Source organism: Streptomyces sp. JL2001 (assembly GCF_050917515.1).
Lineage (GTDB): Bacteria > Actinomycetota > Actinomycetes > Streptomycetales > Streptomycetaceae > Streptomyces.
Genome location: NZ_CP169421.1, coordinates 7,386,531 through 7,398,532, shown reverse-complemented (window position 1 = coordinate 7,398,532; position 12,002 = coordinate 7,386,531). Strand labels below are relative to the sequence as shown.

General features: G+C 74.2%; 11 protein-coding genes and 1 tRNA gene. 10 read left to right on the top strand and 2 right to left on the bottom strand.

All coding sequences use genetic code 11. The annotated features are described in order from the left end of the window. Nucleotides 1-222: 222 nt before the first annotated feature. Nucleotides 223-876, top strand: a complete 654-nt coding sequence (locus tag ACE1OA_RS33145) for an ATP-dependent endonuclease (RefSeq protein WP_356601523.1) — start codon at nucleotides 223-225, stop codon at nucleotides 874-876. 98 nt (nucleotides 877-974) lie between these two features. Beyond that, the gene (locus ACE1OA_RS33140; RefSeq protein WP_384873177.1) at nucleotides 975-2,015 is read left to right on the top strand and encodes a hypothetical protein; all 1,041 of its coding nucleotides are present in this window, start codon (nucleotides 975-977) and stop codon (nucleotides 2,013-2,015) included. A 111-nt stretch (nucleotides 2,016-2,126) separates the two neighbouring features. Here the strand turns inward: ACE1OA_RS33140 and ACE1OA_RS33135 are convergent, their stop codons facing one another. Continuing rightward, on the bottom strand, nucleotides 2,127-3,092 hold the full coding sequence (locus ACE1OA_RS33135) for a sigma-70 family RNA polymerase sigma factor (protein ID WP_356601524.1): 966 nt from the start codon (nucleotides 3,090-3,092) through the stop codon (nucleotides 2,127-2,129). Between the two features lie 190 nt (nucleotides 3,093-3,282). On the opposite strand from ACE1OA_RS33135, the gene ACE1OA_RS33130 reads away from it, so the two are divergent. Both ACE1OA_RS33130 and ACE1OA_RS33125 read left to right on the top strand, forming a co-directional pair. Then, nucleotides 3,283-4,434: an amidohydrolase family protein gene (locus ACE1OA_RS33130; protein ID WP_432753858.1), complete on the top strand. Its 1,152-nt coding sequence runs from the start codon at nucleotides 3,283-3,285 to the stop codon at nucleotides 4,432-4,434. Nucleotides 4,435-4,461: 27 nt separating this feature from the next. Continuing rightward, nucleotides 4,462-4,932, top strand: a complete 471-nt coding sequence (locus ACE1OA_RS33125; RefSeq protein ID WP_432753857.1) for a cupin domain-containing protein — start codon at nucleotides 4,462-4,464, stop codon at nucleotides 4,930-4,932. A 105-nt stretch (nucleotides 4,933-5,037) separates the two neighbouring features. On the opposite strand, the gene ACE1OA_RS33120 is transcribed toward ACE1OA_RS33125, so the two are convergent. After that, nucleotides 5,038-6,006, bottom strand: coding sequence for an NADP-dependent oxidoreductase (locus ACE1OA_RS33120; RefSeq protein ID WP_432753856.1), 969 nt, complete (start codon nucleotides 6,004-6,006; stop codon nucleotides 5,038-5,040). Nucleotides 6,007-6,293: 287 nt separating this feature from the next. On the opposite strand from ACE1OA_RS33120, the gene ACE1OA_RS33115 reads away from it, so the two are divergent. The 6 genes from ACE1OA_RS33115 to ACE1OA_RS33090 all read left to right on the top strand — a co-directional run bounded on the left by ACE1OA_RS33115 (nucleotide 6,294) and on the right by ACE1OA_RS33090 (nucleotide 11,993). Then, nucleotides 6,294-6,683, top strand: a complete 390-nt coding sequence (locus ACE1OA_RS33115) for a VOC family protein (RefSeq protein ID WP_356601528.1) — start codon at nucleotides 6,294-6,296, stop codon at nucleotides 6,681-6,683. A gap of 179 nt (nucleotides 6,684-6,862) precedes the next feature. Then, nucleotides 6,863-7,120 (top strand): hypothetical protein, encoded by a 258-nt coding sequence (locus tag ACE1OA_RS33110; protein WP_384873189.1) that lies wholly within the window; start codon nucleotides 6,863-6,865, stop codon nucleotides 7,118-7,120. 736 nt (nucleotides 7,121-7,856) lie between these two features. Next, complete coding sequence (locus ACE1OA_RS33105; protein WP_384873192.1) at nucleotides 7,857-8,774, top strand: S1 family peptidase; 918 nt, start codon at nucleotides 7,857-7,859, stop codon at nucleotides 8,772-8,774. Between the two features lie 197 nt (nucleotides 8,775-8,971). After that, a tRNA-Pro gene (locus tag ACE1OA_RS33100) sits at nucleotides 8,972-9,046 on the top strand. Beyond that, a complete protein-coding gene (locus ACE1OA_RS33095) occupies nucleotides 9,046-11,445 on the top strand; it encodes a hypothetical protein (RefSeq protein ID WP_384873195.1) in 2,400 nt (799 codons plus the stop codon). Before ACE1OA_RS33100 ends, ACE1OA_RS33095 begins: the two co-directional genes overlap by 1 nt. Next, nucleotides 11,442-11,993 carry a hypothetical protein gene (locus tag ACE1OA_RS33090; RefSeq protein ID WP_384873198.1) on the top strand — a complete coding sequence of 184 codons (552 nt, stop codon included), beginning with the start codon at nucleotides 11,442-11,444 and terminating at the stop codon, nucleotides 11,991-11,993. The genes ACE1OA_RS33095 and ACE1OA_RS33090 overlap by 4 nt, the downstream gene beginning before the upstream one ends. Nucleotides 11,994-12,002: the final 9 nt, after the last annotated feature.

Below are 12,002 nucleotides of genomic sequence, written 5' to 3'. Positions count from 1 at the left end.
CCGCCTGCCCGCAGACGGGCGCCGCACTCCCCCGGCGGGCGCACGGACTCCCCCGCCTCCGGGCTTCCGCGCCTCCGCCGTTCCGCCGCCGGCGCTCCGTCCTGCCGGTGGACGCATCTGAGGATCGCCCCGGGCGGACCGTCGACGGCCGGGGTCCTGCCCGCGAAAACCCACCTGCGCGGCGGCTTCCGGCCTGCCAGGATGGCCGCGGGAGGGAAGATCTTGGACGAGACGCAGCACTTCCGGCAGGCCCTGGTCGCGTGGGCGGCCGGTGGACCGGGAGCGGACGCGGCCGCCCGGGCGGCGCGCGAGACGGCCGGCGGGGTGCGCTCGATCGTGCTCGTCGAGGGAAGCAGCGACCGGGCCGCGCTGGAGGCACTGGCGACGCGCGCGGGCCGCGATCTGACCGCGGAGGGCGTCGTGGTCGTGCCGCTCGGAGGTGCGACGAACATCGGGCACTTCCTGGACGTGTGCGGTCCCCCCGGCCTGGACATCCCGCTGGCCGGCCTCTACGACATCGGCGAGGAGGCGCACTTCCGGCGCCACCTGGAGCGGGTGGGGCTGGGCTCCGGACTGACGCGCGAACGGCTGGCGGGACTCGGGTTCCACGTGTGCGTCGCCGACCTGGAGGACGAGCTGATCCGCGCCCTCGGTGCCGAACGTGTGCAGCAGGTGATCGAGGAGGAGGGCGAGACGCGGCCCTTCCGCACGTTCCGGACCCAGCCCGCGCAGCGGACGCGGCCCGTGGAACACCAGTTGCGCCGGTTCATGGGCACCCACAGCGGACGCAAGGCCCAGTACGCGCGCGCCCTGATCGCGCACGTGGACCTCGGGCGGGTTCCCCGGCCGCTGGAGGACCTGCTCGCGCACGTCTGACGGCGGCGGACGCGCTCGCCCGGGACCCACGGCGAGCGCCGGCCGCGAACCGCCCGGGCGCTGTTCGCGGTCCCCGTGCCGCCGCTATGGTGATCACCATGTCACCGGGGGAGATCACCACCGCCCTGGGTGCCCTGCCGCCCCTGGAGTCGGCCGAGCACCACAGCGCCGCCATGACCGTGTGCACCTCGCTCGTCGACGCCGATCTGGAGGCGTTGGAGCGGGTGATAGGGGACGACTCCGACCCGCTGCGCGCCTTCAACGCGTTCTACGTCCTGCTCGCGCGCCATCGGCGGGCCCTGGACGGCAGCCGCTTCCGTACCGTGTACCTCCGCCATGCCGCACGCTTCGGCTCCGTGCCCATGCGGGCGTTGCTGGAGTCCGACCTGGCACTGCTGGACCCGATGGGGCCGAACCTGGCGGCGGCGCTGCGCCACGCCGCGTCGGCGCTGGACGCCTACCCGGGCAACCTCGCTCTCGTCGCGCACCACGCCAGGGTGCTCGCCGAGTACGGATGGAGTGGCGCCGACGTCGCCGACGAGGACCTGCGGACCGCTCTGGCGCAGGTCGACCGGGCGGTCGAGATCAGCCCGGAGCAGCCACGCTACCGCGCCGTGCGGGCACAACTCGCGGCGCTCACAGGCGACTTCGACACGGCACTCACCCAGATCCAGCGAGCCATGGATCTGGAGGACTCCGCCCGCTCGGGATACGCCGTACGCGTCGTCGAGTACCACCGCATCCGGGCCGACATCGTGCTGCGACGGGAGACCGAGGCCATCCGCAGCGGCCTGCGGGAGACCGCGGAGCGTCTGGAGGCGTCGATGCAGGCGCAGGTGGAACAGGTCACGCGGGAGACGCGGGCGCACGAGCAGGCCGAGATCACCCGGCTCCGGTCGGAGACCCTGGGCAGTCTCGGTCTGCTGGCCGCGGTCATCGCCTTCATCGTCACGAGCACGCAGATCGCCCAGGACCTGCCGCTGCGGGACGCGCTGCGGCTGCTGGCCGGTCTGGCGGGCATGCTGACCCTGGTCTTCACCGCCTTCGGCGCGGTCTTCGGCGTGGGCCGCCACACGCGCCTCGCGCTGCCCGCGCTGCTCGGGGTGGCCCTGTTCGCGCTGGCGTGGATCCCGGCCTGAGTCCTGGCCGCTCCGGTCCGGCACGGCCCCGGCCCCGCCGGACCGGAGCCTCGTACGGCTGCCTCGCACGCCCCATGGGCTGTCCCGCAGCCGGCGGGCGCCCGACGCCGGCTACGGGACAGCCCTGAGGTGGGCGAGCTTGTCGGGGTTGGTGACCGAGAAGACGGAGGCGATCGTGTCACCGCCGGGGACGAGGTCCACGACGACGACGGCGAGGGGGCTGTCGCCGGAGAACACGAGTGCGCCGGGGTCGGCGGCCACCCGCCGGTAGCGGATGTCGAACCCCTGCGGCGGCATGGCCCGGGCCACGGCCGCGAACACCGCGGCGACCCGGTCGCGGCCTCGTACGGGGTGGAGGCTGACGGCGGGCCCCTTGCCGCCGCCGTCCGTCCAGAGCGTCACGTCCGGTGCCAGCACCTCCATGAGGGCCCGCAGGTCGCCGCCCAGCGCGGCCTCGGCGAACTTCTCGGTGACCTCCGCGTGGACGTCTGGCCGGGGCCGGTGGCGGGGGCGGCGGTCCCGCACGTGGCGGCGGGCCCGAGTGGCGAGCTGACGCACGGCCGCCGGGGACCGGTCCAGGATCCCGGCGATCTCGGGGTGCGCGAAGCCGAACACGTCGTGGAGCACGAACACGGCGCGTTCCAGGGGCGAGAGGGACTCCAGCACGACGAGGACGGCCATCGAGAGTTGCTCGGCCCGCTCGGCGCCGTCGGGTGCCTCCTCGGTCACCCGGGGCTCGGGCAGCCAGGAGCCGACGTACGTCTCCTGGCGGCGGCTCATGGCGGCGCGCCGGGCGAGTGCCTGGTTCACGGCCGCGCGGACGAGGTACGCCCGGGGGTTGTCCACCGGCGCGGCGCCGGGCCTGCCGTGCCGGGCGGCCCAGGCCAGCCACACCTCCTGCAGCACGTCCTCGGTGTCGGCGACGGTGCCGAGCATGTTGTACGTCACGGAGAACAGCAGTTCACGGTGACCGAGGAACGCGTCGGTCACCGCGTCCGGGATCCGGTCGGCCGGTCGGGCGGCGATCCGCCCGGACCGCGGCTCGGCGATCCGCTCGGCCGGTGGGTCGGGTGTCATGTCTTTCCTCCTCGTCTGCCGTCACCGAAGAGTGCCGTGAGTACGCGGGTGTGACATGGACGGATCCGGGTGTGACACAGCGCACGGTCCGGGCCCGCGATGTCACACCCGGCGGAGGCGCGACCTCTGTGGTGGCGTCCGGGGAGGAACGGCCTCCCCGGCACGAGCGGCACGTACGGGAGCCCTTCAGATGCGTACACGGATTCATGATGTCCATGTGTTCGACGGCCGGGACCGACTCGGTGTCACCGAGGTGGTGCTGGAGGACGGCGTCATCGCGGCGGTCGGTGGCGGTACGGAGGACACGGGCGGCTGGGACGTCGAGGTGGACGGGCGGGGCGGCACCCTGACGCCCGGTCTGATCGACGCTCACACCCATGTGTTCGACGGCAGCCTGGCCGAGGCACTGCGGTACGGGGTGACCACCGAGGTCGACATGTTCTGCCTGCCCCGGCCGTTGGCCCGGCACCGGTCGCTGGCGCAGGAGAGCGACGACGTGGCCGATCTGCGCAGCGCCGGCACCGTGGCCACCGCGCCCGGCGGCCACCCCACGCAGCTGCTGGCCCTGCTGACCGGAAGCGTGCTCGACCCGGGCGATGTGACGGAGCTCGACTTCGTCACCCGGCCCGAGCAGGCCGAGGGGTTCGTCAAGGCCCGGATCGCCGAGGGCGCCGACTTCCTGAAGATCGTCATCGACGACGGGACGGTGCACGGAACCGAACTTCCCGTCCTCTCCCGGGAGATCGCCGTGACCCTCACCGCGGCGGCGCACGACGCGGGGCTGAGGGTGGTCGCCCACGCGATCACCGCCGCCGAGGTGGAGGTGGCCCTGGACGCGGGCGTCGACGGGCTCGCCCATGTCTGGGCCGACCTCGCGCCAGGGGACCCGGTGGGGCGGCGGCTGGCCGAACGCGTTCGTGAGCAGGGCGTGTTCGTCGTGAGCACCCTCGCGTACTTCGAGGCGATCGGCGCGCGGGGGGCGGGCGCCGGCGCCTGCGCGCCGCCCGGCCGTCTCGCCCACGCCGTGGGGGCACTGCGGGCCCTGCACCGGGCCGGAGCGCCGCTGCTCGCGGGGACCGACGCCACCCCGTTCGCGCCCTCACACGGCGCCGGACTGCACCGCGAGCTGGAGCTGCTGTGCGCGGCGGGGCTGGACGCGCGGGAGGCGCTGGCCGCCGCGACCGCCGTCCCCGCCGAGCACTTCGGCCTGTCCGACCGGGGCCGGATCGCCCCCGGCCGCCGCGCGGATCTGCTGCTGGTGGCGGGCGATCCGACGCACGACGTCTCCGCCCTCGCCGCGCCGACCGCCGTCTGGCGGCGCGGGGTCCGCCACGCCCGCTGACACCGCCCGAACCCGGAGAGGAACACCATGACGCACGATCGTTTCGTCCTGCTCGAGTCCGGGGCCGCCCGGCCCGGCCGCATCCCGCTCCCGCCCGCGTTCTCGGTCAAGGCCCGGACGCACGACACCGAGGGCCGCTTCTCCCTGCTCGAAGTGGTCCTCGCCCAGGAGATCCCGCGCCATGTCCACCACATCGCGGACGAGAGCGTCTACGTGCTGGAGGGCGAGCTCCTGGTCGATGCCGAGGACCGCACCCACGCCCTGACGGCCGGGCAGTTCGTGCTGCTCCCCCATGGGGTACCGCACGCCCTGCGTCCCGGCGCCGGACGGCCGCCCCGCGTCCTGCAGATCTCGTCGCCGGGCGGCTGGGAGTGCTTCGTGGAGGACCTCGTGGAGGCCCGGCCGGCACTCACGTCGGCGGGGCGGCTCGACCCGGCCCGTCTCAACCGCATCGCCGCTCGCCACGGCATCACCTACGAGGACCGGCGACCGGACTGACCACGTTCCGCCTGTCACGCCTTCGGGGAAGACCGCGGACTCTCCCGGCCACCCCTTGCGGGCGGGACACCCCCGGTCGCGGTCGGGCTCGTCGCCGACGCACCGTCAGGGAGCGACGGAGAGGACGAGCTTGCCGGTGGTACGGCCGGTCTCGCCCCGCGCGTGGGCGCGGCCGGCCTCGGCGAGCGGGAACACCTCGTCGACCAGCACGCGCAGCCGTCCGCTCTCGACCAGGGAGGCGATCTCCCGGAGGCCGGCGTGGTCGGGTTCGACGAGCATGAAGACGGCCCGGACGCCGCGCGCCTCGGCCTCGGCGGTGGGGAAGGCGGCGTCCGGCGGGATGATCGTGACGAGGGTGCCGCCGGGCCGGATCGTGCGCAGGGAACGTGCCCAGTGGGCGCCGCCGAGGCTGTCCAGGACCACGTCGACATCACGGACGGTCTCGCCGAAGTCCTGGGTGCGGTAGTCGATCGGTTCGTCGACGCCGAGGTCACGCAGCAGGTCGTGTTTCGTGGCGCCGGCGGTGCCGATGACGTACGCGCCGCGGGCCTTGGCGATCTGGACGGCCAGGTGCCCCACTCCCCCGGCGGCGGCGTGGATCAGGACGCGGTTGCCGGGGCGTACGTCCGCGGTGTCGACGAGGGCCTGCCAGGCCGTCAGCGCGGCCAGGGGCAGCGCGCCGGCCTCGACGGGGGTCAGCCCCCGGGGGCTCGGGGCGAAGTGGCGGGCGGGGGCGGCGACGTACTCGGCGTAGGCCCCGGCGACGTGCGGGAAGCGCGGCATGCCGAACACGGCGTCGCCCACCCGGAAGAGGGTCACCCCGTCGCCGACCTCCGCGACCACTCCCGCGACGTCGAAGCCGAGGGTGAAGGGCGACGGTGTGCCGTCGGGGAAGACGCCGCGCTGCCGGGTCTTCCAGTCGGCCGGGTTCACCCCCGCCGCCCGCACCCGGACGAGGATCTCGCCCCGGCCGGGCACGGGGCGCGGTGTCGAGACGAGGCGGAGGACCGCCGGGGGGCCGGCGACGTCCTGGGTGACGGCGCGCATGGTCGAGGCTGTGGTGGTGAGGTCCATCGGGCGGGCTCGTTTCGTCGGTCGCCGTGTGCAGGCTGCGCCGTGATTCTGGCGCGCCCTCAGATTCGCCCCGGTGGATCGCTCTCCAGTAGTGGCCGGATGGTCATGATGTGCAAGGATCGGGCCAACCCCCGGCTGCCGACCCTCGACGATCGGCAGGACTCCCCTCCCTCGCCCCAGGGTCTGTCCGGTGACGGGACCCGGGGAGCCGTGGCGGCGGGTCGGCCCCGATCCGCCGGCCCTTTCCCGCCTGGGATACGTCCGTCCGCCCGGGGTAGGCGCGGGCCATGACCGTCACGAAGACAAGCATGCTCGTACTGGACTGCGCGGAGCCGCAGGCTCTGGCGCACTTCTACGCGGAACTGCTCGGGGGCGAGATCCAGGTCGGCGAGGACCCCGATCTGATCGAGGTCATCGGCGGATCGGGCGTCCGTCTCGCGATCCACCGGGACCACGGCCACGCCCCGCCGAGCTGGCCTCGCCCCGAGAACTCCCTGCAGGCGCACCTTCGCATCCTGGTGGGTCCCGAGGACATCGACGAAGCCGAGCGCGAGGCCGTGTCGCTGGGCGCCCGGCCCCTGGACTCGGACGCCGAGGAGGGGCCGCGCGAGGCGCGCCTCTTCAGCGACCCGGCGGGGCACTCCTTCACCATCGCGGCGACCGGCTGGTCGGTCTGACGCCGCGGAGCACGGCGTTGCTCGCAGTCGGCAGTCGGCAGTCGGCAGTCGGCAGTCGGCAGACCGTGGACCGGCGCCGCCCCTCCCCGCACTCCGGACGCGGGGGACGCGCCGGACGGCCTGAGTCGGGGCACCCCGACTCAGGAGCGAGGGCCTGTCCCGTGCGCCACACTGCCCCCATGGATCAGGGGGTCGCCGCGCTCGTCGGCGCGGTCGTCGGCGCGGCGGGGGCCACGGCCGCCGCCTTGATCACCGTACGGTCGAGCGCGCGTGGGGTGCTGGCCCAACTGCACCAGCAGAGCGCGCAGTTCACCCGGCAGTCGCTCGGAGCCGCGGAGTACGCGTCGATCGAATTCGACTTCCGGACGGACTTCCGCGCCTTCACGGAAGCCTGCAACCGGGCTCTCGACGACGAGGGCTCCGGGTCGGTTTCCTGAGGCCGTCGCGACGGGCCGGTGTGCTCGGCGCGTCCGGGCGTTCCACACACGAGGGCGCTCCGGCGACACACCGTCAGGAACCCCCGCGACGGCGGCCCGTGACCGGTATCCCAGACGCTCCGGTCCGGCTGGCGGCGGAATCCGGACACCGGATCGCGCGGGGCGAACGGGAACGATTACGGCATCGCGGGGCGCCCGCGACCGGACCACCGGCCCACGGGACTGCGTGACGTCCGACGCGGCAGCGACGTCGGCAGACCACCGGGACGCCGACGGGACGCACGCACCTGTGCGCCCGCCGCCTCTCCCTGCGAGCTCCCACCACGCCACCCTTCGAGGGGCGCCGTCCGGCGTGGGAGCGCGCCCACACCGCCAGTTGAGCTGGCGAAACGGTAGGCCCCGCTCCGGTTCTCGGCCCGCGACCCCTCCTCGCCCAGCGCGGAACCCACCCCCCTGAAACCCCGTCAGCAAACGTCCGCATGTGTTCGCGCGCCACGCCTCACCGACCCCTGCCGCCCCACCCGTCCAGACCGCCGGCGATCACCGCTCCGTCGCCGAGCACCTGAACGCGCGTAGATCGGCCGAAAGGCGTTCTTGCCGCGGACGCCGTCCGGATTCGAGGATTCCCTCGTCGAGATTTGACAGGTTCATGGCGGCTCACCCGTCGACCAGGACCCGTCTCATCGTTGCACGGCCCGTCCACCCAACGGGTCCCACTCCCCCACCGGAGGATGTAGTGAACCTCAAGCGTCTGTCCCCCCTCGGCGGAACCGCGAAGGGCGTCCGGCTGATCGCCGTGGCCTCCGCGCTCCTGGCCGCCTCAGCGCTTGCCGTCCCCGCGTCGTCCGCGGCCACCGCCCCGGCAGGCCGCGCCACCGCCGCCCAGCTCGCCGTCGCCTCCGACGCGGTGCTCGGCGCCGACGTCCCCGGCACCGCGTGGTACACCGACCAGGCGACCGGCAAGATCGTCCTCACGGCCGACTCCACCGTCTCCGCCGCCGAGATCGCCACGATCAAGAAGGCAGCCGGCGACCGCGCCGGTGCGCTGGAGATCAAGCGCACCCCCGGCACGTTCAACAAGCTCATCGCGGGCGGTCAGGCCATCTACGCCGGCGGCGGCCGCTGCTCCCTCGGCTTCAACGTCCGCAGCGGCTCGACCTACTACGCCCTCACGGCCGGCCACTGCACCAACATCGGCAGCACCTGGTACACCAACTCGGCGAACACCACCGTGCTGGGCACCCGGGCCGGCTCCAGCTTCCCGACCAACGACTACGGCATCATCCGCCACTCCAACGCCTCGGCGGCGGACGGCCGTGTCTACCTCTACAACGGCAGCTACCGCGACATCACCGCCGCGGGCAACGCCTCCGTGGGCCAGTCCGTCCAGCGCAGCGGCAGCACCACCGGCCTGCGCAGCGGCACGGTCACCGGCCTCAACGCGACCGTCAACTACGGCAGCGGTGACGTCGTCTACGGCCTGATCCAGACCAACGTCTGCGCCGAGCCCGGCGACAGCGGCGGCGCGATGTTCTCCGGCAGCACCGCGCTGGGCCTCACCTCCGGCGGAAGCGGCAACTGCAGCAGCGGCGGCACCACGTTCTTCCAGCCCGTGACGGAGGCCCTCAGCGCCTACGGCGTGAGCATCTTCTAGGGCGCGTCCTCCGGATCCGCCGGACGCGGCGGATCCGGACCACGCCCGCGCGCGTGCACCGACGGCCGGCGGTCCCCCAGGGGCCGTCGGCCGGACGGCTTCAGTCGGGAGACCGGGCACGCCCGTCGCCGGAGACAGCGCTCGGGCGGATATCCGGTTGAGCGGACCACACCGCGGATCGTAGGGTCGCCGATCATCGACGTGTAGCTCAGCAGCAGAGCACCGGGCTCGGGACCCGGAGGGCGCGGGGGCGGAACCCGCCACGTCGGCCATGGACGACAACGCTGAGCAGCAGCAACCGAGTACGGGGAACCGGGCCGCGATCGTGGCTCCTTCCTACGCCGTGGACCAGTGGGCGAAGGCCCTGACGACCGCGCTCGCGCACGACGACGCCGGAACACGTCGCCGAGCGGCCGAACGGGGCCGCCGCTGGCAGGCCGTGCTGGAGGGTATCCGCGAGGGACGTCTGACGATCGGGTCGAGGACGCCGGTCTCGGGGCTGCCCGCGTGGGTGACGCCCGAGGTCGAACGCGGCGGATTCGCCACCGGCTCCGCGAGCGCGGCCGGCCCTCTGCTGCCCCATGAGCGGGACACCGCACGGCGGTTCGGACTGCCGGTCACACGCGAGGCGCTGTTCGCCCACCACCTGACCGAGCCCGGTCTGCGGGAGCTCGCCGACCTGCTGGACAGCGGACGGTACGAGGTGACCGTGCCGGAGGAGGCCGCGCTGCTCATGGTGGCCTGGCTCGCCCGGGCGGGCGAGGTGGACGCAGCCGTCGCGCTCGCCGGGGAACTGGCTCCGCACGCGCGGGAGCTGCGCTTCCTCCCCCGCCCCTCGGAGGTACGTCTCGGCGGCGCCGGCAACGTGAGCCGGCGGACCGTGGCCGAAGCACGCGAAAGCCTGGACCGGCGGCGGCCCCACGACGCGGTGGAGACACAGCGGGAGGCGCTGACGGTGTGGAATCCGTTCGCCGACCGGGTGCTGGCGCACTGGCTGGCGACCACCGACGCCTCGGGGCGTGTCCTCGAGCGGTGCCCCGACGAGCGCTGGTACCGCGCGGGCGCAGAACTGCTGGCCGAGTACCGCAGGCTCGCCGACGCGCACACCCGCTGCCGCAAACACCGGGACCCGAAGGGGAATCTGGGCATTCTGATCGGCGCGCTGCGGGAGAGCGTGGCGCGGCGTCCGCTCGAAGCGCGCCGACTGGGTCTGCTGCGCACCGCCGTCGCGGCCATGGTGCGCCGCCGCGGCGAGCCCGGTTCGGCCCGGCACGCCGCCCTGCGCCGTGAGCAGGCGGCGCAGGGGGCGCTCCCTTCCCACCACGCGTTCGCGCGGCTGGCACGCCACAGGCTCGCCGGCCTCCCTCACGAGGGAGGAGCCTCGGACGTCGCACCGCTGGTCGCCGACGTGAGCGCGCGCGAGGCACGGGAGTGGGACCTGCCGGCGGGGGCCCGGCTCGCCGCGCCGGTCCGGCGCATCGTCGAGGGGACGCTCGAAGCGCCCCTCGGCACGCTCGTGGAACGCGGGCTGGTGCCGTCGGCCGAAGTGCTGGCCGAGCTGCTTCCCCAGCTGGTGGCGGCCACGACGGCGCGGACGTACGCGGGCGACACGCTCCCGACGTTGATGGCGGCCAACTACCGCGCATTCCGCCGGCGCAGGTCCCTGCTCCTGCTGAACCTGGAGCACCAGGTCCGCGTGGAGGAGCTGCCCTGGGTCAGGGCCGTGGACGGGCACCGGAACGACGGCCCCGACGGCGGGCGGGCCGCCCGGGAGCTGCTGCGGGAGCTCGGTGAGACCGCCGTGCGCGCGTTCCCGGGAACGCTCCTGCCCAACGTCCTGGTGCGCGAGCTGTCCGTACTCGCCCGGCAGGCGGATCTCGGAGCGCCGCTGGTGGAGGAGCTCGCCGCCGACATCTTCACGGGCGGCTTCAGCCCCAAGTTCCCGGCCGCCGCGCGAGTGGCGGCCGAACTGCTCGGCGGCACGCTGTACGAGCGGTACTACGGCATCGACTACGCGGCGGTGCGGAACCTGGCCGTGCTGGAGGCGAGCCGGAACCTCCTGCGTTCGCGTCCGAGCCGGACGTCCCCCGGGTTCGACGCGCTGTGCGCGCGGCGGGCGGGGAATCCCGGTTCCTGGTCGGTGGCGGGCAACGGCAAGGTCATCGAGCAGGCGCAGATCCTCACGACCCACAACCTGGCCACGCTCGTGGCACGTGTCGGCGTCACCCCGGGCCCCGGGTCCGTGCGCGGCGGGCCCCGGGACGCACCCGGGGCACACGGCGGTAGGGGGACCGAGGACGGCTGGGCGGTGCTCGCGCTGCGCGGCTTCGACCTCGTGTGCCGGCTGACGGCCCGGCTGGACGGCCCTGCGCGGGCACGGGCCACGGTGAAGGACGCCGCGTACGCCTGGCGGCAGATGCTCTTCCACCTGTCGCTGTCCGAGCCGGCGACACGAGCGCTCGTACCGGACCTGCTGGCCGAGGAGGCGTCGCGCCGTTCGCCCCGGGTCGCCGAGCGGCTGGCGCCCGCGCTGGCCGGCCTGCGCTTCGTCGCGGACGGCGGTTCCTTCGGCCCGGACGGCACGGCGCTGGACGGCGCGGCGCGACGGCTCCTCGGCTGGAGCACCGAGGCGCACTGGCTGCTCGCGCCGCCCGCGGGAGCGTCCCGGTGACGCCGTACTCCCTCGCGTTCTACCTGGACGTCGTCACCACCGGGACCGTGCTCGGCGCCCGCCCCACGGACCCGCCCGAGCGGCTCACGGAGATCCTGGGGACGGACTACGCCGAGAACGTCTCCGGCCGGCACCACATGTGGCGTGACCACGGTCTGGTCGAGTTCTTCTGGGAGCGTGGCGGCCCCACCGATCCCTGGGTCGGCCACCATTTCACCCTGCAGGTGCACCGGCTCGCGCAGGGGCGCCGTTCCCTCGTCAACGCGACGCTCCGCGACCGTTACGGGCGCTTCGCGCCACGCCTCCGGTTCGACAAGTTGAGGAGGCTGCTGGACCGGCGCGGCGTCCCTCTGGTGGAGATCCCGGAGGCCGCCGCGAACGTGCCGTACTTCCGGACCTTCCGGCAGCCGGACTCGCGGGTGGCCGTCCGCGTCATCGGCACCTACGGCCCCTACAGCACGCCGGACTCCCTGCGCGTGGGAGACGTCTACAGCATCCAGGCACCGGTGTCCGGGCCGGTCGAGTTCCGGGACAAGACGCCGGGGTGAACCCCCGTG